Origin of the sequence: Pseudomonas sp. KT_2_4 (assembly GCF_041410225.1) — a bacterium.
Classification (GTDB): Bacteria; Pseudomonadota; Gammaproteobacteria; order Pseudomonadales; family Pseudomonadaceae; genus Aquipseudomonas; species Aquipseudomonas paracarnis.
In genome coordinates this window covers 4,242,471-4,265,262 of record NZ_CP166962.1, presented here as the reverse complement: position 1 = coordinate 4,265,262, position 22,792 = coordinate 4,242,471, and the positions used below count along the sequence as shown (strand labels likewise).

Sequence of the window (22,792 nt, the reverse complement as noted above, 5' to 3'; positions counted from 1 at the left end):
GCCGCCAAACACTATGTCCATGACTCCCCGCGAAATCGTCCATGAACTCAACCGCCATATCATCGGCCAGGACGATGCCAAGCGCGCCGTTGCCATTGCGCTGCGTAACCGCTGGCGCCGGATGCAACTGCCAGAAGAACTGCGCGTTGAAGTAACGCCCAAGAACATCCTGATGATCGGCCCTACCGGCGTCGGCAAAACCGAGATCGCTCGGCGGCTGGCCAAACTGGCCAATGCCCCGTTCATCAAGGTCGAAGCGACCAAATTCACCGAAGTCGGCTATGTGGGCCGCGATGTCGAGTCAATCATTCGTGATCTGGCTGACGCCGCCCTGAAGATGCTGCGCGAACAGGAAGTGACCAAGGTCAGCCATCGCGCCGAAGACGCCGCTGAAGAGCGCATCCTCGACGCCCTGCTGCCACCGGCACGCATGGGTTTCAACGAAGACGCCGCACCTTCGTCGGATTCCAACACCCGCCAGCTGTTCCGCAAGCGCCTGCGTGAAGGCCAGTTGGATGACAAGGAAATCGAGATCGAAGTGGCCGAAGTGTCCGGCGTGGATATCTCTGCCCCGCCTGGCATGGAAGAAATGACCAGCCAGTTGCAGAACCTGTTCGCCAACATGGGCAAGGGCAAGAAGAAAAGCCGCAAGCTCAAGGTGAAAGAAGCGCTCAAGCTGGTGCGCGACGAAGAAGCCGGGCGCCTGGTCAATGAGGAAGAACTCAAGGCCAAGGCCCTGGAAGCGGTCGAGCAACATGGCATTGTGTTTATCGATGAGATCGACAAGGTGGCCAAGCGTGGTAACTCCGGCGGCGTGGATGTCTCCCGCGAAGGCGTGCAGCGCGATTTGCTGCCGCTGATCGAAGGCTGCACGGTCAACACCAAGCTGGGCATGGTCAAGACTGACCACATCCTGTTTATCGCCTCCGGTGCCTTCCACCTGAGCAAGCCCAGCGACCTGGTGCCCGAGCTGCAAGGCCGCCTGCCGATTCGGGTGGAGCTCAAGGCACTGACGCCGGGCGACTTCGAGCGCATCCTCAGCGAACCGCATGCCTCGCTCACCGAGCAGTACCGCGAGCTGCTGAAAACCGAAGGGCTGGGTATCGAATTCCAGGCAGACGGTATCAAGCGCCTGGCGGAGATCGCCTGGCAGGTCAATGAAAAGACCGAGAACATCGGTGCCCGTCGCCTGCATACCTTGCTTGAGCGCCTGCTTGAGGAAGTATCCTTCAGCGCCGGCGACATGGCCGGTGCGCAGAATGGCGAAGCGATCAAGATCGATGCCGATTATGTGAACAGCCACCTGGGCGAATTGGCGCAGAACGAAGATCTGTCTCGTTATATCCTGTAAGCCTCACTCAATGTGGGAGTGGCTTGTGTGGGCGCTGGCTTGCCTGCGATAGCATCACCTCAGTGTTCCTGAAACACCGAGGTGCCGGCATCGCGGGCAAGCCCGGCTCCCACATTGGTCCCTCCCACATTTTGGGCCGGTTCCTTCAGGGTTATCTCCAATGTCGAAATTTCCTACCGCAGTAAACCTGCATAAAACCTCCAACACCCTCGGCCTTACCTACGGGCCCGACGAGGTTTACCAACTACCCGCCGAATTCCTGCGGGTGCACTCCCCTTCCGCCGAGGTCCAGGGCCACGGCAAACCCATCCTGCAATTCGGCAAGCTCAACGTCCGGTTGATCAAGCTGGAACCGGCCGGCCAGTACGCACTGAAATTGACCTTCGACGACGGTCATGACAGCGGACTGTTCACCTGGGACTACCTCTATCAGTTGGCCGTACGTCAGGACGCTTTGTGGGCCGACTACCTGGCCGAGCTCAAAGCCGCTGGTAAAACCCGCGATCCGAGTGAGTCGGTCGTGCGGCTGATGCTCTAGCTCAACGGTCTTGCTGTTTAGAGCGCATTTTCTAATTTCATCTGCTTGAATGCCCTGTCGCGTGGCCAACGATTGGCCCGCTTGCGAAAAAAAATAAACTCGGGTAACCAATGGAGCTGGCAAGTTCCCTGCATTTGACGATGCGGTATCAACGGTCACCCGAGTCGCAGTACCAGGCTGGTGTCGTGTATCGAAATTGGGTGCGCAGCAATCGCCGGTACTCGTCTTTCGGACAATGGAGCGTCGTAGATGAGTAACAAGAATAACGATGACTTGAAACGCCAGGCCTCGGAAAACACCCTGGGGTTGAACCCGATCATCGCGTTACGCAAAAAGGATTTATTGGCCTCGGCCAAGATGGTGCTGACCCAAGCCATCAAGCAACCGTTGCACAGCGTCAAGCACGTCGCCCACTTTGGCGTTGAATTGAAGAATGTGATGTTCGGCAAATCCGCACTGGTGCCCGAGGGCGACGACCGTCGCTTCAACGACCCAGCCTGGAACCAGAACCCGCTCTACAAACGTTATTTGCAGACTTACCTGGCATGGCGCAAGGAACTTCACGACTGGATCGACGACAGCAACCTGTCGGCACAAGACATCAGCCGGGGCCACTTCGTGATCAACCTGATGACCGAAGCCATGGCCCCCACCAACAGCGCGGCCAACCCGGCGGCGGTCAAACGCTTCTTTGAAACCGGCGGTAAAAGCCTGCTCGACGGTTTGTCTCACCTGGCCAAGGACATGGTGCACAACGGCGGCATGCCCAGCCAGGTCAACATGGGCGCCTTTGAAGTCGGCAAGACCCTGGGCACCAGCGAAGGCGCGGTGGTGTTTCGCAACGACGTGCTGGAGCTGATCCAGTACAAGCCCATTACCGAGCAGGTGCATGAGCGCCCGCTGCTGGTGGTGCCGCCGCAGATCAACAAATTCTACGTCTTCGACCTGTGCCCGGATAAAAGCCTGGCGCGCTTCTGCCTGCGTAATGGCCAGCAGACCTTTATCGTCAGTTGGCGCAACCCCACCAAGGCCCAGCGCGAATGGGGGCTATCCACCTATATCGAGGCGCTGAAGGAAGCGGTCGATGTGGTCACGGCGATTACCGGCAGCAAAGACGTGAATATGCTCGGTGCCTGCTCAGGCGGCATCACCTGCACGGCGCTGCTGGGCCACTACGCGGCGCTGGGGCAGAAGAAGGTCAACGCCCTGACTCTGCTGGTGAGCGTGCTGGATACCACCCTGGACACCCAGGTGGCGCTGTTTGTCGACGAGCAGACTCTGGAAGCGGCCAAGCGCCACTCCTATCAGGCCGGCGTGCTGGAAGGTCGCGACATGGCCAAGGTCTTTGCCTGGATGCGCCCCAACGACTTGATCTGGAACTATTGGGTCAACAACTACCTGCTGGGCAACGAGCCGCCAGTGTTCGACATCCTGTTCTGGAACAACGACACCACACGCTTGCCGGCCGCGTTCCATGGCGACCTGATCGAACTGTTCAAAAACAACCCACTGGTACGGGCCAACGCCCTGGAAGTGTGCGGCACGCCCATCGACCTCAAGCAGGTCACTGCCGATATCTATTCCCTGGCCGGCACCAACGACCACATCACGCCGTGGCAGTCCTGCTACAAGTCAGCGCAGTTGTTCGGCGGCAAGGTCGAGTTTGTACTGTCCAGCAGCGGGCATATCCAGAGCATCCTCAACCCGCCGGGCAACCCCAAAGCGCGCTACCAGACCAGCGAGGGTCTGGCCGGCAGTGCGCTGGAGTGGCAAGAAGATGCGACCAAGCACACCGATTCGTGGTGGCTGCATTGGCAGGTGTGGCAGGCGGAGCGGGCGGGAAAATTGAAAAAAGCCCCGACGACATTAGGCAATAAAACCTATGCAGCCGCTGAAGCGGCGCCGGGTACCTATGTACATGAACGCTAGGCATTCTTGTGATTGAAATGAGATCAGATGTGGGAGCTGGCTTGCCTGCGATAGCAATGGGCCTGCTCACTAATCGCGGCCTGAAAGAATGCCATCGCAGGCAAGCCAGCTCCCACACTGACCGAGTTCCTACAGACCAATAGCACCACTTCACAGGGCTTGAGCATGGCGCAACCGTTCATCTTCCGTACCATCGACCTGGATGGCCAGACCATCCGCACGGCGGTACGCCCGGGCAAGCCGCACTTGACCCCGCTGCTGATCTTCAACGGCATCGGCGCCAACCTTGAGCTGGTGTTTCCGTTCGTCCAGGCTCTGGACCCGGACCTGGAAGTGATCGCCTTCGACGTGCCCGGCGTGGGCGGTTCCTCGACGCCGAACCGGCCCTACCGCTTTCCCGGCCTGGCCAAGCTCACCGCCCGCATGCTCGATTACCTCGACTACGGCCAAGTGAACGCCGTGGGTGTGTCCTGGGGCGGAGCGCTGGCCCAGCAATTTGCGTATGACTACCCAGAGCGCTGCAAGAAATTGATCCTGGCGGCCACCGCAGCCGGGGCTTTCATGGTGCCGGGCAAACCGAAGGTCTTGTGGCTGATGGCAAGCCCCAGGCGTTATATCCAGCCGTCCCACGTGGTGCGCATTGCACCGATGATTTATGGCGGCTCGTTCCGCCGTGATTCCAAACTGGCCGCCGAGCACGCCAGCAAAGTGCGCTCGGCCGGCAAGCTGGGTTACTACTGGCAACTGTTTGCCGGGCTGGGCTGGACCAGCATTCACTGGCTGCACAAGATCCGCCAGCCCACCCTGGTGCTGGCCGGGGACGATGACCCGCTGATCCCGCTGGTCAACATGCGCATGCTCGCCTGGCGCATCCCCAATGCGCAGTTGCACATCATCGACGACGGCCACCTGTTCCTGATCACCCGGGCCGAAGCCGTGGCGCCGATCATCATGAAGTTTCTGGAGGAGGAGCGCCTGCGCGCCGTGATACATCCGCGACCGGCGGTGTGAAGGACCACACCACCGCGCAACTTGCCAGGAACCGACTATGGTTCTGGATTGGCGTGCCTGCTTGATGACTTGACGAAGGAGTGTTGGCTCATGCGAGAAAGACCCGTGACGAACCCGGCGCCCACCCCCGCTGCGTTCATCAACGCGCAAAATGCGATCACCGGCCTGCGCGGCCGGGACTTGCTGTCGACCCTGCGTACCGTCGCCGCGCACGGCCTGCGCAACCCGGTGCACACCGCTCGCCACGCCCTGGCCCTGGGCGGCCAGCTGGGCCGCGTGCTGCTCGGTGAGGCCGTGCACGAACCCAACCCCAGGGACCATCGCTTCAGCGACCCCACCTGGAAGCTCAACCCGCTGTACCGCCGCAGCTTGCAAGCCTATCTGAGCTGGCAAAAACAGACACGGCAGTGGATTGATGACAGCACCCTCAGCGACGATGATCGCGCCCGCGCGCAGTTCGCCTTCGCCCTGCTCAACGATGCCGTGTCCCCTTCCAACACCCTGCTCAACCCGCTGGCGATCAAGGAGTTGCTCAACTCCGGCGGCAACAGCGTAGTGCGTGGCGTGAGTAATTTGTTCGAAGACCTGCTGCACAACAACGGTTTGCCGCGCCAGGTCAGCAAGCACGCTTTCGAAGTGGGCAAGACCGTGGCGACCACGCCCGGTTCGGTGGTGTTTCGCAATGAGCTGCTGGAGCTGATCCAATACAAGCCCATGAGCGAAAAACAGTACGCCAAGCCACTGCTGGTGGTGCCGCCGCAAATCAACAAGTACTACATTTTCGACCTGAGCCCGGCCAACAGCTTTGTGCAATACGCGCTCAAAAACGGCCTGCAGACCTTTATGGTCAGCTGGCGTAACCCGGACGTGCGGCATCGCGAATGGGGCCTGTCCACCTACGTGGCGGCGCTGGAAGAAGCGCTCAACGTGTGCCGGGCCATCACTGGCGCCCGCGAGGTCAACCTGATGGGCGCCTGCGCCGGGGGCCTGACCATCGCCGCGCTGCAAGGCCACCTGCAAGCCAAGCGCCAGTTGCGGCGCATCTCCAGCGCCAGTTACCTGGTAAGCCTGCTCGACAGCCAGATCGATAGCCCCGCAACCCTATTCGCCGATGAACAAACCCTGGAGGCCGCCAAGCGCCGCTCCTACCAGCAAGGCGTGCTGGATGGCCGCGACATGGCCAAGGTGTTTGCCTGGATGCGCCCCAACGACTTGATCTGGAATTACTGGATCAACAATTACCTGCTGGGCAAGGAACCGCCGGCGTTCGACATCCTGTACTGGAACAACGACAACACGCGCCTGCCCGCCGCCTTGCACGGCGACCTGCTGGATTTCTTCAAGCACAACCCCCTGAGCCATCCCGGTGGGCTGGAGGTATGCGGCACACCCATCGACTTGCGCAAGGTCGCGGTGGACAGCTTCAGCGTGGCCGGCATCAACGATCACATCACGCCGTGGGACGCGGTGTACCGCTCCACGCAACTGCTGGGTGGCGAGCGGCGCTTCGTGCTGTCCAACAGCGGGCATATCCAGAGCATCCTCAACCCACCGGGTAACCCCAAGGCCAACTACGTCGAGAACCTCAAGCTGAGCAGCGACCCGCGCGCCTGGTATTACGACGCCCAGCACGTCGAAGGCAGTTGGTGGCCGCAGTGGCTGGAGTGGGTGCAAAAACGCTCCGGTGTACAACGCGAAACCCTCACCGCTCTGGGCAACCAGAATTACCCACCGATGGAAGCGGCGCCGGGCACTTACGTGCGCGTGCGATGAGCTCAAACATCACATTAAGAAGACTGGATGAAGACCCGCGACCGTATCCTTGAATGTGCCTTGCAGTTGTTCAACCACAAGGGCGAACCGAACGTGTCGACCATGGAGGTGGCCAATGAAATGGGGATCAGCCCCGGTAACCTCTACTACCACTTCCATGGCAAGGAGCCGTTGGTACTGGGGCTGTTCGAGCGCTTTCAATGCGAGCTGGCGCCGCTGCTCGACCCGCCTGCCGATGCGCAACTGGAGGCTGAGGACTACTGGCTGTTTTTGCACCTGATTGTCGAGCGCATGGCCCACTATCGCTTCCTCTTCCAGGACCTGTCGAACCTGGCCGGGCGCCTGCCGAAGCTGGCCAAGGGGATCCGCAATCTGCTTACCGCGCTCAAACGCACCCTGGCCTCCTTGTTGGCGCGGTTGAAGGCTGCGGGGCAACTGGTCAGTGACACCCAGGCACTGGGGCAGTTGGTGGAACAGATCACCATGACTCTGCTGTTCTCCCTCGATTACCAACGCGTACTGGACCGTGAAGGCGAGGTACGAGTGGTGGTGTACCAGGTCATGATGCTGGTAGCGCCGCACCTGCTGTCACCTGCACGCCAGGCCACCGAACGCTGGGCCTTGCGCTACCTGGATGATCCGCTTTGACCGGTGCTTACTCAGGCCCGCCGAATTGCTGAATGAATTTGAAAAGTTCACTGTCATTGCGCACGCCCAACTTCCGATAAGCCGATTGTTTCTGCGTACTGATAGTACTTGCACTGCGGGAGAACTTTGCCGCAATCGAACTGACTGACATGCCATCGAGAAAACAGCGCAACACTTCGCGCTCTTTGGGTGTGAGCCCGGAAGTCAATGACAGCGTCGCTGAAACATTGACCGTCGACTTCACGGTGACGAGATCAAACGCAGAGTGTTTGCCCTGTAATGTCGCCAACATACAAGGTTGTATATAAAGCCGCCCTTGAGCGACAGTTCGGATAGCCGTGATCAGCTCGGTCAGATTCTGAGTCTTACCCAGAATGCCCCAACATCCAGCCTTGAGCGCCAGCGAGACTGTCGCAGGCGAATAATCCGAGGAAACGATCAATGCCCGGCACTGGCTGAAACGCCTGCCCAGCGTCTGGAGCAGACTGAGGCCGTCGATGTCTGACGGCGCCAGCACGAAGTCCATGACGACCACATCGACCCGCTGACGGGCCAGCGCCTCCAGCAGTTGCCGGCCCGTACCGTAGGAGCCGGTCACCTGAATGTCGGCCTCGGCATTCAATCCCAGTGCGATACCTTGGCGAACCATCTCGTGGTCATCCAGCAGCATGACGGTACAGATGGCCAATGGTGAAGTTGTCATAACGAGCCCCGCATAAATCAATGCAGTACTGCACGCTATAGACCAGCCTTATGCAGGGTTCAATAAGCGGACACAACAGTACTACATTTACTTACGGCAACTTCCTACAGAAACAACTGAGGAAACTTTACCCAACCAAAAATCCATACGAAAAAAACTAAACAAAACAAAACGCTTTCGAACAATCACGAACCAAAACTCGAGACTTCGCTATAGAGCGCATTCACTTTTAGATACAAATTATGCCAGCCCGCCCCATGAAAAAAATTCGACAAGAACCTCAGGCACTGCGCTTAAACCTGCGGCGGATAACTTCAATAACTCGAGATCGAAAACAGAATGAAAGCCAACGTTTTACCTGCCGTTGCAACCGCCCTGGCCTTGAGCGCCACGATGACGTCATCGGTGTACGCCGCGGACGGCGTGATCAACTTCAGTGGACTGGTGACCGACGTGACCTGCACCGTCGAAGGCGCGGCTCCGGGCACGGGGGCTGTGGTCAAGGACGTGAACCTGGGTGGCGTCTCTGCTGCACGCCTGGCCACGGCAGGCAGCCGTGCCAACCTGACCGGCTTCACCATTCGCATCGGCGCACCGGGTGAGGGCAGTTGCACCAACGGACGCACCGCCATGGTTGCCTTCGATCCGACCAGCCCGGCCATCGACGTGGCCACTGGGCGCTTGAACATTGATGGTTACGACGATCCATCGGATACCACCAACGCCAAAAACGTCCAGGTGGAGGTCACCAGCCGCAGCGGCACGCCGATCAACGTGTACACCGAAAAATCCGAAGGCGTGGTGATCGCCGATAACCAGGCAACCATCCCATTGGCTGCACAACTGTACGCCAGCGGCCCGGCCACCGAAGGCAAGGTCAACACCCGGGTCGGGTTCATGATCGAGTACGCCGAGTAAAGCGCGAGCGAGCCTGCGAAGGCGGGCTCCTCCCTGGGTAAAGAGACCAGACGATGAAAACGAAGGCCCGTCTTACATTTGTCGCCGGTGTGTCTGGTGCAATGCTGCTGTTCATACTTGCCGCCGAGGCAGGCGTCATCATCCACGGCACACGGGTGATCTACCCTGCCGAACGGCAGGAAGTGATCGTACGCCTGGAAAACAAGGGCAATCGCCCGGCATTGGTGCAAACCTGGCTGGACGACGGCGACCGATACTCAACAGCCGCCACTGCAAAAGCGCCGCTGAGTACGTCCCCCCCAATCTTCCGCATTGAGCCGCACCAGCAACAGGCGTTGCGCCTGCGCTACTCGGGCGAGCCTTTGCCTGCCGATCGTGAAAGCCTGTTTTGGCTCAACGTACTGGAAGTGCCGCCGAGTGCCGCAAAGGGTGACGAGAATAACCAGATCGAATTGGCATTTCGCACTCGCTTGCGCGTATTCCTGCGCCCGCAAGCGTTGCCTTATGCGGTGGCAAACGCAGCCTCGAAACTGCAATGGAAACTGATCGCCCACGATCACGGCTACGCCCTGCAAGCCACTAACCCGACGCCCTATCACGTCTCGCTTGCCTCTATCGAACTGCTCAGCGCCGGCCAGCGTTTTGCCAAAGCGCCGAACCAGAGCGCCAACGACAGCCTGCTGCTGCCGGCCGGCGATGTAAAACGCTTTGCGTTGCCGCTGTTGCGCGAATGTCCGCGTACCCCGGCCAAGGTTGAGTTCACCAGCGTCAGCGATTTCGGTGCCCGCGTACGGCATTCGGCAGCGCTGCCTGGCTGCACGGGATAAACCACCATGAATGTATTTTCGATTTTTGCGCAGACCACCTTGCTGACCTGCACGCTGGTGGGCGCAACGGCGCTGCAGGCGAGCGTGATCATCAACAGCACGCGCGTGGTTTATCCGCAGAACGACAAAGAGGTCACCGTCAGGCTGGAGAGCAAGAACCAGGCACCGGTATTGGTCCAGACCTGGCTGGATAATGGCGATGAGCAGTCGACGCCACAGGTGGGCGGCATTCCTTTTGTGGTGACCCCGCCCATCTTCCGTATGGAACCGGGCAAGCAACAGGTGGTGCGCGTGGCCTATACCGGCGAATCCTTGCCGACCGCACAGGAAAGCCTGTTCTGGTTCAACTTGCTGGAAGTGCCTGCGCAATCTCCAAATGCGCAACAGGGCAACCAACTGCAGCTGGCGTTTCGCTCGCGGATCAAACTGTTCTTCCGTCCGCATAACCTGCTCTACGGAGTCGAAACGGCACCCGGAAAACTGCAATGGCGACGCATCTCAAGCGCACAGGGCCAGGGCCTGGAAGTCTTCAACCCGACGCCCTATCACGTGACCTTTGAAGGCGTCGAGGTGCTGGAGTCCGGGCAACGACATGCGCGTAAAACCGCGTCGTCGGGCAGTGAAAACATGGTACTGCCCGGCGGCCGCCTGCGCTTTGAGCTGCCCACGCTCAAAGCATCGGCCAATACCGAGGCGACCGTAGAGTTCCAGACACTCGATGACTATGGCGTGAAGGCCGTCCATAGCGCCAAGGCCCCGCCATGACAGCCCCCAGAACAGACCTTCCAGCGTAGGGCGCCCTGACTGGCGCTACCACGCCCCTACTTTTTCATGTCGATGCCCACTGACGCGGGTAGGGACGCCCTATGCCGACAGTCGACCGACACCTGTTTTTCGAGAATGCTGAACATGAGTTTCAACACGCCAACCGGCGTAAAAGCACGTCATCGCTTCAAGCGGACCCTGCATAGCCTGCTGTTGATCAGCGGCGCTCAAGCCGTCAGCGCCCAGAGTGCCGAACAGGTCGAATTCAATCCGGCTTTCTTTCCGGGTGGCAAGGCGGGCTTGCAGGTCGATATCGCCAAGTTCAACCAAGGCAACGTCGTCCTGCCTGGCAGCTATCGCGCCGATGTGCACCTTAACGGCCAGTGGATCGGGCGTGAAACCCTGTCCTTTTCCAAGATCGCGGGCCATGACACCGCCCAGCTGTGCCTGGAGCCCCAGGCGCTGCTCAGGTTTGGCGTTATCGTCGATAGCGTCGAGGCAGCAGCCCTTTCCAGCTGTGCCGACATCGCCAGCTACCTGCCCGGCGCCAGCAGCCAGTTCGATTCGGGTGAAAGTCGCCTCGACCTGCAAGTTCCGCAGATATACCTGGCGCGCCAGCCACGCGGTTACGTCGACCCGCAACACTGGGATGGCGGCGTGGATGCCGCGTTCGTGCGTTACAACACCAATACCTTCACCACGCGGGCCGGCGGGCGCACCCAGGGCTCCAGCTACCTCGGCCTGAACACCGGCCTCAACCTGGGGGACTGGCACTGGCGCCACAACGGCAGCTACAGCCGCACCCATACCGTCTCGGGGTACCAAAGCAGCGCCACCTATGTGCAGCGGGATTTGAGTGCCTTGAAGTCCCAACTGGTGCTTGGCGAAATCTATACCCCCGGCGAACTGTTCGACAGCGTGCGTCTGCGCGGCGCCAGCCTGTCTTCCGATGACCGGATGCTGCCCGATTCACTGACCGGCTTTGCCCCGGTAGTGCGCGGGGTTGCCGAGACCAACGCACGGGTCACTGTGCGCCAACGCGGTGTGTTGCTGGATGAAGTCTCCGTCGCGCCCGGCCCGTTCGTGCTCAAGGACCTGTTCCCCACCGGTTACGGCGGCGACCTGAATGTCACCGTCACCGAAGCCGACGGTCGTACCCGTGAGTTCATCGTACCGTTTGCCGCCAACGCCAACCTGCTGCGCCCCGGCTACAGCCGCTATTCGCTGAGTGCCGGCCTGCTCGATGAAGTCGGCCTGCACCACCCGCCCAGGCTGATGCAAGCGACTTACCAGCATGGCCTGAGTAATCTGCTGACCGGTTATACCGGTGCCGTGATGGGTGAGGATTACCGTTCACAGTTGCTGGGGGCCGCGTTCAACACACCGTTGGGCGCACTTTCTCTGGACTTGACCCAGTCGAACGCGCATCTGCCAGGGCATGGTTCACGCGCGGGTCAAAGCGTACAGCTGCGCTACAGCAAGAACTTCGCGAATACGGGCACCCACTTCGCGCTGGGCGCCTACCGCTACTCCACCGAAGGCTTCTTGAGCGTGAGCGACGCAGCACACATCCGCGACCTTGCGCTGGACGGGCTCAAGCTCGACACCGTTTCGCGCCTGCGTGACCGAATGGACATCAGCCTCAACCAAAGCGTCGGCGACGGCTCGGTGTACCTGACCGGCTCCTCGCAAAACTATTGGAACCGCAACAATGGCAACCTGACGTTTACCGCCGGCTACAGCAGTACGTGGAAGGGTTTGCATTACACCGTCAGCGCGCAGCGCACCCGGGACTTGCTGAGCGAACGCGTCGACAAGCAATTGGACTTCACCGTCAGCCTGCCACTGGGCAGCGGCGCACGCTCGCCCACACTGACCACCACCGTCTACCGTGGCGATCAAAGCAGCGGCGAGCGCCTGAGCCTGGGCGGTACGCTTGGCGGGCGCAATGAATTGAGCTACGGCCTGAGCAGCAGCCGTGCTCAAGGCAGCGGCTATGCCACTAGCGCCGACATGAAATACCAGACCTCTCAAGGCGTGCTGTCGGCAAGCTACGGCCAAAGCAACGCGTACCAATCGACCTCCCTGGGCATGACCGGTGGCATCGTCGCCCACCGTGGCGGTGTGACCTTCGGCCCAGAGTTGGGCGACACCATCGGCATCGTCCAGGCTCCCGACGCCCTCGGCGCACGGATCAATGGCAACCACAGCGCGCAGATCGGCAAAAGCGGCTTCGCCGTGGTGCCGAATCTCACGCCTTACCGCCAGAACGTGGTCGAGTTGGACCCCAAGGATCTGTCCTCGGATGTCGAGCTCAAGACCGCCGCTCAGAACGTCGCGCCACGAGCCGGCTCGGTGGTGCAGTTGCAATTCGAGACCGTCAGCGGGCAGGCCATGTTGATCACGGCGCTGCGGGAGGATGGCACGCCATTGCCGTTCGGCGCGGATGTGTTCGATGAAAGCGGCGCCAGCGTCGGGATCGTTGGCCAGGGTGGCAAAGCCTTTGCGCGTGTGTCACGCGGGCAGGGGCAGTTGACGGTCAAGTGGGGCCCGGACGCCACGACCCTGTGCACGCTGCGCTATGACGTGAGCACAGGTTTCACTGCCGAGAACACCAACCGCTTGCGCCACCTGAACGCAGGTGCCTGCCAGCATGCGCCGCAAGCGCCTACCGCCAAAAGCCCCATGACAATACGGAGTTCACAATGAAGCCGTCGATCTCGCGCCTCTTGACCCTGCTGGTGCTTGGCCTGCCCATCGCGGCCCAGGCGGAGTGCGATAGCTATATGGACTCCGAGCACGGCCTTTCCCTTCCGGCCACTATTACGGTACCGGCCAACCTGCCCGATGGCAGCATCATCACCCAGCAGCCATTCAGTGGAGTGGTTCCCGGCCGTTTCTTCAATTGCCACAGCTTGACCCTCAGACAGGTCACCTCCCGCAGGTACCCGCAACTATTGCCAAGCCTGATCTATTCCACTGAGGCTCCTGGCATCGGCATCCGCATAAAAATTACCGATGCCCGAGGAGTGACCAACTTCTACGCGCTTGAAAATATTACCAATCAGCTGCCCACTGGACGCCATCCCATCTTCACCAATGCCGAGGCGATCTTCTACAAAACCGGCCCGGTGACCGGAGGGGTAGTGCCGGCGGGAAGCATCTACAAATACACAATGATGACCCGTATAGGCCAGCGCCTGGGCCGCTTTGAGCTCAACCTCAACAACTCGGTCAGGTTCGTAAGCCCTGTTGCTACCTGCAACCTTGAAGCAGGCGACGTCAACCGCTCCATCGCCCTCGACCCGGTGCAGGTCAGTGCTTTCAACAGCAGCCCCTACGCTGGCGCACACAACTTTGAGCTGACGGCCAATTGCAGCGATGCCGCCAACGTCACCTTTCGTTTTTCCGGCCCGCCCTCGCCTGAAAATGACCTGCTCTTCGCCAATACAGGCACCGCTGGAGGCGTGGCGCTGTGGCTGTATTCCCGTATCAACGGAACGAATCAAACGATCCCTGCCAATGGCAGCGACAACGAACGCACGCTGGTTGTGAGCGGCAATCGCGCGGTACTGCCACTCGGCGCTGCGTACCACAAAAGCGGCACGGTCGGCCAAGGCACGCTGATCAGTACCGCTACCGTCAACATCACCTACAACTGAAACCCTGAGGATTAACGATGCGTCTCTCAATACTGCCCCTGCTATTGGCGTTCACGGCCAGCCTGGGCGCTCCTGTCGCCTTCGCTGCTACCACCGGCACCCTGACCTTCCAAGGCGTGGTCAACGCGGGCACGTGCAACCTGATCGCCGGCGATGTAAACCGCACCATCACTCTACCGCCCGTCAAAGTGTCGGACTTCGATAGTGCCGACTCCGCTGGAGAACACGATTTCGAGCTTGCCGCTGACTGCGACTCTGACGTCAAGAACGTGATCTTTCAATTCGCTGGCACACCCTCCGCCGGCAACGCAGAGCTCTTTGCCAATACGGGAACTTCGGGCGGCACCGCTCTTTGGCTGGCCAGCGCAGGCATCATCCCCGCCAACGGTACGGAGGCCCAGCGTAGCCGTACGGTTGCAACGAGCAGCAGCAAGGCGGTACTAGCGCTCAAAGCGGCTTACCACAAAACCGGCGCGGCGATTTCCCACGGCACGCTGGCCAGTGCCGTCACCGTTTCTATCACTTATAACTGATGGGCTTGGTGTAGCGCCCGCGACGCCTGATTGCTGTGGCCCATAAAAAATGCCCGACCTTTATAGGCCGGGCATTTTCTGGTCCCGCAAAAATCAGGACTGACTGGATGGCGTCGGGGTTACCGGCGTTGCAGTCGGGGTAGCAGCGGTGGGCGACGGCGCGGACACCGAATTGGCTGCAGAAGCAGTCGGAGCCGGCTTGGCCGCCACGGCAGGCTTTGGCGCTGCTGGCTTTTTCGCCGCGGCAGGTTTTTTGGCCACCGCAGGTTTTACCGCCGGTTTGGCTGCTGCTGGTTTCGCGGCGGATTTTGCCGCAGCTGGCTTGGCAGCGGGTTTGGCGGAAGCTGGCTTGGCAGCGGATTTGGCAGCAGCCGGTTTAGCCGCAGGTTTCGCTGCTGCTTTAGCAGCCGCTGGCTTGGCGGCAGGTTTGCTGGCCGGTTTGGCAGCAGCTGTTTTGGCCGCTGGCTTGGCCGCAGGTTTCGTCGCGGCTTTGGCTGGCGCCTTGGCCGCAGATTTTGCAGCCGGTTTAGCGGCAGCTTTAACCAGAGGCTTGGCAGCGGCTTTGGCTGCTGGTTTTGCAGCTGCAGTTTTGGCCGCTGGTTTTGCCGCAGGTTTTGCTGCGGCAGTCTTGGCTGGAGCCGCTTTGGCGCCAGTGAGTTTTTCGATTTGCCTGGTCAAGGTATCGACCTTGCTGTGCAACGTCTTCAACTCAGCCTTGCTAGGCACGCCCAGTCGCGAAATAGCACTGTTGAGGCGCTTGTCGAAGGTTTCTTCCAACTTGCCCCACGTGTCAGAAATACTCGACTTGGCGGAACCGGCCGTTGCCTTGGCCGCATCAACTTTTTTCCCCACTGTACTCTTGGTCAACTTCTCGGCCTTCTCGCCGTCCTTGACCAGAGTCTCGAAGTATTTACCGCCGTCACTGCTAACCTTCGAGTACACGCCTAAACCAGCAAGCCAGATTTTGCGGGAATATTTTTCAACTTCCCCGACCCACGAGCTGCCTTCTTTCTGAGTAGTCTTTTTAACAGCCATCCCGATGTCTCCTTAGTGTTTACGCGCGACACGTTCGAGCAATGCCGTCAGCTCTTCGAGCTTAGCAGAGAGTGTCTCCACGTCATGTTTAGACGCAATGCCGATTCGATTCAAGGCACTTGCAACACGCGTGTCAAAAGCTTTTTCAACTTTATCCAGCTGAACTTCAACCAGGCTCCTGACGCCGGAGACATTACTCTTTACCTGGTCAATCTGACTGTTGGCGGCATCAAGTTGTTCAACTACAACTTTTTTACCTTTACTTTCAACATGTTGGCCGCTCTTAACCAGCTCTTTGAAGTACTCGCTGCCCTCACTGCCGACCTTCGCATAGGCACCAAGACCCGCCAGCCAGATCTTGCGGGCATAGCTTTTAACCTCACTCAGGGGAGTGGTTTGAACGTCGATTTTTTTCTTCAAAATAACTTTGGCCATGGTGCACCTCACACAAAAAGGGGGGAGGACGGCCCGCAGGAGTTGAGGGCTTGGGCACAAAGTAGGGTTTAAAATTAGAATCGGCACCCTAAGAGCAGCCAGGTCAGGCCAACGCTTTATCCAAGGCTTTTTCGATTTCGGACTTTATCGTGCCACTCATGGCCGACATCAACAGGCCGAGTTCGACATCGATGCGCAGTGAGTTGTCGGCCACCGCAACCGTGCCTTTAACCCCGGAGCGCTTGAGCTTCAGGGTGTCGCCAGCCCATGAAGACTCCACCCCATATTTATCCTCGAGTTTGCGCGCCAATTGCTCAGCCTTGGCCCGCGCCTGTTCTTTTCCCAGGGTATGTTCACGCTCAACGGTAATACGGGCCATTGCAATGACTCCTCTATATAACGACTCAGAACACCCGCCATGCGGCAAAAGGTCTCGATGAGCGCCTATCTTACCTGCAGCCTTGCCAAGACAAAGTAGGCCTTGGGGATTATCATGTCCCGCATTCTCTTTTGGTGACAGCGATATGACTGATCAGCGCAAAGGCAGCGATGCCGAACCCACCACTCACTTCGGCTTCAAGAACGTCCCGGAAAGCCAGAAAGCGGAAAAAGTCGCTGAGGTGTTCCACTCCGTGGCGGCCAAGTACGACCTGATGAACGATGTGCTCTCCGGCGGCATGCACCGCCTGTGGAAGCGCTTCACCATCGAGTTGTCGGGCGTACGCACCGGCAACCGGGTGCTGGACATCGCCGGTGGCACGGGCGATTTGGCGGCCAAGTTCTCCAAGCTGGTTGGCCCCACCGGCCAGGTAGTATTGGCCGATATCAACGGCTCGATGCTCAAGGTTGGCCGCGACCGCCTGCTCGACAAAGGCGTGGCCGGCAATATCGAGTTCGTTCAGGCCGATGCCGAGAAGCTGCCCTTCCCCGACAACCATTTCGACTGCGTGACCATCGCGTTCGGCCTGCGTAACGTGACTCACAAGGAAGACGCGATCCGCTCGATGCTGCGCGTACTCAAGCCGGGTGGCCGCCTGCTGGTGCTGGAATTCTCCAAGCCGACCAACGCGCTGATGTCCAAGGTCTACGACACCTATTCGTTCGCCTTCATGCCACTGATGGGCAAGCTGATCACCAACGACGCCGAGAGCTACCGCTACCTGGCCGAGTCGATCCGCATGCACCCGGACCAGGAAACCCTGAAGTCGATGATGGTGGAGGCCGGTTTCGACCGCGTGACCTACCACAACATGACGTCCGGCATCGTCGCCCTGCACCGCGGCATCAAGCCCTGATGCTGCTGCAAGGTCTTCTCGCCAGCGTCGAGCACGGCCTCAACCGTGTACTGCGCCTGGACAGCACCGCCCTGGCGCGGCTCGCGCACCTGACCGGCAAAGTCATTGCCGTCGACTGCCGAAGCCCCGCCTTGCAGCTGTTTATCCTGCCCAGCGATGAAGGCCTGCTGCTCGCCACTCAATGGGCCGCTGAGGCCGATTGCACTCTGCGTGCGCCAGCCTCAAGCCTGTTGCACCTGGCACTGAGCCGCAACAAGACCGCCATCCTCCACAGCCCCGAGGTGGAACTGGAAGGCGACAGTGCGGTGCTGATGGACCTGGCCGCCGTGCTGCAAGACCTGGAGCTGGACTGGGAATACGAACTGTCGCGCTGGATTGGCCCCGTCGCCACCCAGTTGATCAGCGGGCACCTGCGCAGCCGCTCGCGCTGGTACCAGCAAGGGTTCGCCAGCCTCAACCAGAACCTTGCCGAATACCTGAGCGAAGAATCGCGCACCCTGGTCGGGCAACGGGAAGCGCAAGCGCGCTTTCGCGAGCTCGACAAGGCCAAAATCGACCTGGAACGCCTCGAGGCCCGCTTCGAGCGCTTGAGCCGTTCCCTTGATCCAAGCGATAACGCATGAAGCTGCTCGCCGTCCGCCGTTTGTTTCGTATCCAGCGCGTCGTAATCCGCTACCGTCTCGATGACCTGCTGTTTGCCCTGCCTTTGCCATGGTTCCTGCTAGCGGTGCGTTATGTGCTGCCGTGGCGCTGGTTGCCGCGCAAACCGTCACCGTTGAGCCGTGGCGCCAGCCTGCGCCTGGCGTTGCAGGATTTGGGGCCGATCTTCATCAAGTTCGGGCAGATCCTCTCCACCCGCCGCGACCTGTTGCCCGAAGACATCGCCGACGAGCTGATGCTGCTGCAAGACCGCGTGCCGCCGTTCGATTCGCAGCAATCGATGGCGCTGATCGAAGAACAGCTGGGCCAGAAGATCAGCGAGGTGTTCAGCCGCTTCGACGTCGAGCCCCTGGCCTCGGCGTCGGTGGCACAAGTGCACGCCGCGCAGCTCAAGACCGGCGAAGAAGTGGTGGTGAAAGTCATTCGCCCAGGCCTCAAGCCGATCATCGGCCAGGACCTGGCATGGCTGTTCATCCTGGCCCGCGCGGCCGAACGCTTCTCTGCCGATGCGCGCCTGCTGCACCCGGTGGACGTGGTCGCCGACTACGAAAAAACCATCTACGACGAACTCGACCTGCTGCGCGAAGCGGCCAACGCCAGCCAATTGCGACGCAACTTCGAAGGCTCGCAACTGTTGTACGTGCCGCAGGTGTATTGGGACTGGTGCCGGCCCAAAGTGCTGGTGATGGAGCGCATCTACGGCGTGCAGGTCACCGACCTTGCGACCCTGGCCGACCAACGCACCGACATGAAGATGCTGGCCGAGCGCGGTGTGGAAATCTTCTTCACCCAAGTGTTCCGCGACAGCTTCTTCCACGCCGACATGCACCCGGGCAACATCTTCGTCAGCACCGTCAACCCGTGGAGCCCGCAGTACATCGCCATCGACTGCGGCATCGTCGGCAGCCTCACCCCGGAAGACCAGGATTACCTGGCGCGCAACCTGTTTGCCTTCTTCAAGCGCGACTACCGTCGTGTGGCGCAGCTGCACATTGATTCGGGTTGGGTGCCGGCGGAAACCAAGCTCAACGAATTCGAAGCGGCGATCCGTACCGTCTGCGAGCCGATCTTTGAAAAACCGTTAAAAGATATTTCCTTCGGTCAGGTACTGATGCGTCTGTTCCAGACCGCGCGGCGTTTCAATATGGAAGTACAGCCGCAGTTGGTGTTGTTGCAGAAGACCCTGCTGAACATCGAAGGCCTGGGCCGCCAGCTGTACCCGGACCTCGACTTGTGGAACACCGCGCAACCCTTCCTGGAACGCTGGATGCGCGAGCGCATGAGCCCCAAAACCATGCTGGGCAACCTGCACAGCCAGTTCGAACAGCTGCCGCACCTGGCCAACATGACCCGCGACCTGCTGGAGCGCATGTCCCAGCCCCATGCCAAGGACCCTGAGCCACCGTGGCGCAAGCGCAAGGACGACTGGTTCCTGCGCCTGCTCGGCGCCGCGCACCTGGTGGGCGGTGTGATGCTGGCGATTGGTGGGCCATTGAACCAACTGGGCCACTGGCCAGCCGGCATCATGGTCGCAGTGGGTGTTTATCTGATCGTGCGTCGATAGCCCATCCGGTTATACACTGTCGCAAATTGCCGGAGCCGAACATGAAAGACTGGCTGGATGAGATCAAGTGGGACAGTGACGGCCTGGTGCCGGCCATTGCCCAGGACTACAAGACCGGGCGCGTGCTGATGATGGCCTGGATGAACCGCGAGGCCCTGAGCCTCACCGCCGCCGAGCAGCGCGCCATCTACTGGTCACGTTCGCGTGGCAAACTGTGGCGCAAGGGCGAAGAATCCGGGCACGTGCAGACCCTGCACGAGCTGCGCCTGGACTGCGATGCCGACGTGGTGATCCTCAAGGTCGAGCAGATCGGCGGCATTGCCTGCCACACTGGCCGCCACAGTTGCTTCTATCGCGTGTTCGAGAATGGCGAATGGAAGGTTGTGGAGCCGGTGCTCAAAGACCCGCACGCCATCTACCCAGCAGGACACTGAACATGAGCGATACCCTGAACCGTGTGGCCCAGGTGCTGGAAGACCGCAAAGGCGCGGATGCCGACAGCTCCTACGTCGCCAGCCTGTACCACAAGGGTCTGAACAAGATTCTGGAAAAACTCGGCGAAGAATCCGTCGAGACCATCATTGCGGCCAAGGACGCGCAAATCAGCGGTGATTACAGCGATGTAATCTATGAGACCGCAGACTTGTGGTTCCATAGCCTGGTGATGCTCGCCCAACTGGGGCAGCACCCACAGGCCGTGCTGGATGAACTGGACCGTCGCTTCGGCTTGTCCGGGCACGCCGAGAAGGCCTCGCGCCCGTCCGCCTGAATAACGTAAGACTTGAGGATTTGAAGCATGGGCATTTTTGACTGGAAACACTGGATCGTCATTCTGGTGGTGGTGGTATTGGTGTTCGGCACCAAGAAGCTCAAGAACCTGGGCACCGATGTGGGCGAGTCGATCAAGGGCTTTCGCAAAGCCATGAACGATGATGAAAAGCCAGCCGAGCCAAGCGCCAACCCGGTGCCACCGGCCCAGCCTGTTCACCCGCAGGCCACCCAGCCGATCACCGAGCGCCGTACCTTCGACGTGCAGGCTGAAAAGGTCCAAGAGCCGACCCGCAAAGACTCGTGAGCACTGACTAATGTTTGGTATCAGCTTCTCTGAACTGCTGCTCGTCGGCCTGGTGGCCCTGCTGGTACTGGGGCCGGAACGCCTGCCCGGTGCCGCACGCACCGCCGGCTTGTGGATCGGGCGCCTCAAGCGCAGTTTCAACGCGATCAAACAGGAAGTTGAACGGGAAATCGGTGCCGACGAAATCCGTCGGCAATTGCACAACGAGCACATCCTCTCGTTGGAGCAGGAAGCCCGCAAGATTCTTTCCCCGGTGCAAGAGCCGGCCAAGCCGGTAACGCCGGTGGCCGAGCACAGCATCGCGCCAGCCCCTGTGGCCGACGCCGCACCGGCAGCGCCCGCTCCTACGACGCCCGCGCCGACGCCCGTTGCGTCGCCCGCACCCCATGACCCTACATTGCCGCCGCGAGCCCCATGAGCGCTGATAAACCGGAAAACGACCAGCATATGCCGCTGGTCTCGCACCTCACCGAGCTGCGTACCCGCCTGCTGCGTTGCGTGGCGGCGATCTTCATCATCTTTGCCGGGCTGTTCGCCTTTACCCAGCAGATCTACACCTTCGTCTCGACGCCCCTGCGCCAGTACCTGCCGGCCGGCGCGACGATGATCGCCACCGATGTGTCGTCGCCGTTCCTGACGCCCTTGAAGCTGACCATGATGGTCTCGCTGTTCCTGGCGATCCCGGTGATCCTGCATCAGATCTGGGGGTTTATCGCGCCAGGCCTGTACAAGCATGAGAAGCGCATCGCCGTGCCGTTGCTGGTGTCGAGCATCCTGCTGTTCTACACCGGCATGGCCTTCGCCTATTTCCTGGTGTTCCCACTGATCTTCAAGTTCTTCGCCGCCGCGACTCCAGCCGGTGTGGAAATGATGACCGATATCACCAGCTACCTCGATTTCGTGATGACGCTGTTCTTCGCCTTTGGCGTGGCGTTTGAAATTCCGGTAGCGGTAGTGTTGCTGGTGTGGATCGGCGTGGTCGACGTCAAGTACCTGAAGAAGATCCGCCCGTATGTGATCATCGGCTGCTTCGTGGTCGGCATGATCCTCACGCCACCGGACATCTTCTCCCAGACCTTGTTGGCCGTGCCGATGTGGATGCTGTTCGAAGTGGGCATCCTGTTCAGCGGCTTGATCAGCAAGCGTGGCGAACACCCGGATGACGCGCCTGTCGACGACGACCAGCCGCCTGCGACCCAGCCGTGAACCTGCTGCTGCTCGAAGAGGCCGACTTTATCGCGGCCGACCGCGTAGTGCTGCGCGATCGGCGCCTGGTGCATATGCAGGAGGTTCACCGCGCCGCCGTCGGTGACTCCCTGCGCGTGGGCCGGATTGGCGGGCTGATGGGCAATGCCCAACTGCTGCGCCTGGAAGCCGCTGAAGCCGAACTGCAAGTGAGCTTCGACCAACCGCCACCGAGCAAATTACCCCTGACCTTGCTGCTGGCCCTGCCCCGCCCGAAGATGCTGCGCCGGGTGTTGCAAACCGTGGCGGCCATGGGCGTGCCCAAGGTGGTGCTGGTCAACAGCTACCGCGTGGAAAAAAGCTTCTGGCAAACCCCGTTCCTGGAGCCTGAAGCGGTGCGCGAGCAATTGATCCTCGGCCTGGAACAAGCGCGGGACACGGTGCTGCCCGAGATCATTATCGAGAAACGCTTCAAGCCGTTTGTGGAAGATCGGCTGCCGGCCATGGCGGCTGGCACCCTGGGCCTGATCGGCCATCCGGGCGATTACCCAGCCTGCCCCCGAGCCCTCGAGGAACCGGTGACCCTGGCGATCGGCCCGGAAGGCGGCTGGATTCCCTATGAAGTGGACTTGCTGGCCAAGGCCGGTTTGCAGCCGGTGCAACTGGGTGCACGTATTTTGCGCGTCGAAACCGCCGTAACGGCCCTGCTCGCCCGCCTGTTCTAACCCCCCGACTGATCGTTCCCACGCTCTGCGTGGGAATGCCGCTCAGGACGCTCTGCGTCCGCCCTTGTGACGCAGAGCGTCACGCCATTCATTCCCACGCAGAGCGTGGGAACGATCAGCAGAGCGTGAGAACGATCAGCAGAGCGTGGGAACGATCATG

The 22,792-nt window shown here is 60.3% G+C and carries 25 protein-coding genes; 21 read left to right on the top strand and 4 right to left on the bottom strand.

Annotated features, from left to right (window positions below):
* Positions 1–13 precede the first annotated feature (13 nt).
* From hslU to AB9N64_RS19635, 6 genes are all read left to right on the top strand, one after another.
* Positions 14–1,351 carry an ATP-dependent protease ATPase subunit HslU gene (gene hslU, locus AB9N64_RS19660; RefSeq protein ID WP_003171208.1) on the top strand — a complete coding sequence of 446 codons (1,338 nt, stop codon included), beginning with the start codon at positions 14–16 and terminating at the stop codon, positions 1,349–1,351.
* Between the two features lie 160 nt (positions 1,352–1,511).
* Entirely contained in the window at positions 1,512–1,889 is a 378-nt protein-coding gene (locus tag AB9N64_RS19655) for a gamma-butyrobetaine hydroxylase-like domain-containing protein (protein ID WP_019820036.1), read from the top strand.
* Positions 1,890–2,138: 249 nt separating this feature from the next.
* On the top strand, positions 2,139–3,818 hold the full coding sequence (gene phaC / locus AB9N64_RS19650) for a class II poly(R)-hydroxyalkanoic acid synthase (protein WP_371359625.1): 1,680 nt from the start codon (positions 2,139–2,141) through the stop codon (positions 3,816–3,818).
* Positions 3,819–3,983: 165 nt separating this feature from the next.
* Positions 3,984–4,829 carry a poly(3-hydroxyalkanoate) depolymerase gene (gene phaZ, locus AB9N64_RS19645; RefSeq protein WP_019820034.1) on the top strand — a complete coding sequence of 282 codons (846 nt, stop codon included), beginning with the start codon at positions 3,984–3,986 and terminating at the stop codon, positions 4,827–4,829.
* A gap of 90 nt (positions 4,830–4,919) precedes the next feature.
* Positions 4,920–6,602: a class II poly(R)-hydroxyalkanoic acid synthase gene (gene phaC, locus AB9N64_RS19640; protein ID WP_191948820.1), complete on the top strand. Its 1,683-nt coding sequence runs from the start codon at positions 4,920–4,922 to the stop codon at positions 6,600–6,602.
* A gap of 27 nt (positions 6,603–6,629) precedes the next feature.
* Positions 6,630–7,250 carry a TetR/AcrR family transcriptional regulator gene (locus tag AB9N64_RS19635; RefSeq protein ID WP_020302373.1) on the top strand — a complete coding sequence of 207 codons (621 nt, stop codon included), beginning with the start codon at positions 6,630–6,632 and terminating at the stop codon, positions 7,248–7,250.
* Positions 7,251–7,257: 7 nt separating this feature from the next.
* On the opposite strand, the gene AB9N64_RS19630 is transcribed toward AB9N64_RS19635, so the two are convergent.
* Positions 7,258–7,953, bottom strand: coding sequence for a response regulator transcription factor (locus AB9N64_RS19630; RefSeq protein WP_014716566.1), 696 nt, complete (start codon positions 7,951–7,953; stop codon positions 7,258–7,260).
* Between the two features lie 339 nt (positions 7,954–8,292).
* Between AB9N64_RS19630 and AB9N64_RS19625 the strand changes: the two genes are divergently transcribed.
* The 6 genes from AB9N64_RS19625 (at position 8,293) to AB9N64_RS19600 (ending at position 14,658) form a co-directional block, all read left to right on the top strand.
* Positions 8,293–8,871 (top strand): fimbrial protein, encoded by a 579-nt coding sequence (locus tag AB9N64_RS19625; RefSeq protein ID WP_014716565.1) that lies wholly within the window; start codon positions 8,293–8,295, stop codon positions 8,869–8,871.
* A 53-nt stretch (positions 8,872–8,924) separates the two neighbouring features.
* Positions 8,925–9,698, top strand: coding sequence for a molecular chaperone (locus AB9N64_RS19620; RefSeq protein ID WP_197865411.1), 774 nt, complete (start codon positions 8,925–8,927; stop codon positions 9,696–9,698).
* Positions 9,699–9,704: 6 nt separating this feature from the next.
* Entirely contained in the window at positions 9,705–10,463 is a 759-nt protein-coding gene (locus tag AB9N64_RS19615) for a molecular chaperone (protein WP_133634100.1), read from the top strand.
* Positions 10,464–10,607: 144 nt separating this feature from the next.
* Positions 10,608–13,172, top strand: coding sequence for a fimbria/pilus outer membrane usher protein (locus AB9N64_RS19610; protein ID WP_371359624.1), 2,565 nt, complete (start codon positions 10,608–10,610; stop codon positions 13,170–13,172).
* Complete coding sequence (locus AB9N64_RS19605; RefSeq protein WP_014716561.1) at positions 13,169–14,125, top strand: fimbrial protein; 957 nt, start codon at positions 13,169–13,171, stop codon at positions 14,123–14,125. The genes AB9N64_RS19610 and AB9N64_RS19605 overlap by 4 nt, the downstream gene beginning before the upstream one ends.
* Before the next feature lie 17 nt (positions 14,126–14,142).
* The gene (locus tag AB9N64_RS19600) at positions 14,143–14,658 is read left to right on the top strand and encodes a fimbrial protein (RefSeq protein ID WP_014716560.1); all 516 of its coding nucleotides are present in this window, start codon (positions 14,143–14,145) and stop codon (positions 14,656–14,658) included.
* A gap of 93 nt (positions 14,659–14,751) precedes the next feature.
* Here the strand turns inward: AB9N64_RS19600 and AB9N64_RS19595 are convergent, their stop codons facing one another.
* The 3 genes from AB9N64_RS19595 to AB9N64_RS19585 form a co-directional block, all read right to left on the bottom strand.
* Positions 14,752–15,693 (bottom strand): phasin family protein, encoded by a 942-nt coding sequence (locus AB9N64_RS19595; RefSeq protein WP_014716559.1) that lies wholly within the window; start codon positions 15,691–15,693, stop codon positions 14,752–14,754.
* A 12-nt stretch (positions 15,694–15,705) separates the two neighbouring features.
* Positions 15,706–16,128, bottom strand: coding sequence for a phasin family protein (locus AB9N64_RS19590; protein ID WP_014716558.1), 423 nt, complete (start codon positions 16,126–16,128; stop codon positions 15,706–15,708).
* 103 nt (positions 16,129–16,231) lie between these two features.
* Positions 16,232–16,507: a polyhydroxyalkanoic acid system family protein gene (locus AB9N64_RS19585; RefSeq protein WP_014716557.1), complete on the bottom strand. Its 276-nt coding sequence runs from the start codon at positions 16,505–16,507 to the stop codon at positions 16,232–16,234.
* Positions 16,508–16,652: 145 nt separating this feature from the next.
* Here AB9N64_RS19585 and ubiE point away from each other — a divergent pair, with 145 nt between their 5' ends.
* The 9 genes from ubiE to AB9N64_RS19540 are packed head-to-tail and all read left to right on the top strand — an operon-like array spanning position 16,653 to position 22,632.
* Entirely contained in the window at positions 16,653–17,423 is a 771-nt protein-coding gene (gene ubiE, locus AB9N64_RS19580; protein WP_003171186.1) for a bifunctional demethylmenaquinone methyltransferase/2-methoxy-6-polyprenyl-1,4-benzoquinol methylase UbiE, read from the top strand.
* The gene (locus tag AB9N64_RS19575; RefSeq protein ID WP_019820017.1) at positions 17,423–18,046 is read left to right on the top strand and encodes an SCP2 domain-containing protein; all 624 of its coding nucleotides are present in this window, start codon (positions 17,423–17,425) and stop codon (positions 18,044–18,046) included. Before ubiE ends, AB9N64_RS19575 begins: the two co-directional genes overlap by 1 nt.
* The gene (ubiB, locus tag AB9N64_RS19570) at positions 18,043–19,647 is read left to right on the top strand and encodes a ubiquinone biosynthesis regulatory protein kinase UbiB (RefSeq protein WP_019820016.1); all 1,605 of its coding nucleotides are present in this window, start codon (positions 18,043–18,045) and stop codon (positions 19,645–19,647) included. The genes AB9N64_RS19575 and ubiB overlap by 4 nt, the downstream gene beginning before the upstream one ends.
* Positions 19,648–19,688: 41 nt before the next feature.
* Positions 19,689–20,081, top strand: a complete 393-nt coding sequence (gene hisI / locus AB9N64_RS19565; RefSeq protein ID WP_003187884.1) for a phosphoribosyl-AMP cyclohydrolase — start codon at positions 19,689–19,691, stop codon at positions 20,079–20,081.
* A gap of 2 nt (positions 20,082–20,083) precedes the next feature.
* Positions 20,084–20,416, top strand: coding sequence for a phosphoribosyl-ATP diphosphatase (locus AB9N64_RS19560; protein WP_003187881.1), 333 nt, complete (start codon positions 20,084–20,086; stop codon positions 20,414–20,416).
* Between the two features lie 27 nt (positions 20,417–20,443).
* Complete coding sequence (locus AB9N64_RS19555) at positions 20,444–20,722, top strand: twin-arginine translocase TatA/TatE family subunit (protein WP_003187877.1); 279 nt, start codon at positions 20,444–20,446, stop codon at positions 20,720–20,722.
* Positions 20,723–20,732: 10 nt separating this feature from the next.
* Positions 20,733–21,140 (top strand): Sec-independent protein translocase protein TatB, encoded by a 408-nt coding sequence (tatB, locus tag AB9N64_RS19550; RefSeq protein ID WP_003187876.1) that lies wholly within the window; start codon positions 20,733–20,735, stop codon positions 21,138–21,140.
* Complete coding sequence (gene tatC, locus AB9N64_RS19545) at positions 21,137–21,928, top strand: twin-arginine translocase subunit TatC (RefSeq protein ID WP_003187874.1); 792 nt, start codon at positions 21,137–21,139, stop codon at positions 21,926–21,928. The genes tatB and tatC overlap by 4 nt, the downstream gene beginning before the upstream one ends.
* Positions 21,925–22,632, top strand: a complete 708-nt coding sequence (locus AB9N64_RS19540) for a 16S rRNA (uracil(1498)-N(3))-methyltransferase (protein ID WP_014716554.1) — start codon at positions 21,925–21,927, stop codon at positions 22,630–22,632. Before tatC ends, AB9N64_RS19540 begins: the two co-directional genes overlap by 4 nt.
* The last annotated feature ends 160 nt before the right edge of the window (positions 22,633–22,792 follow it).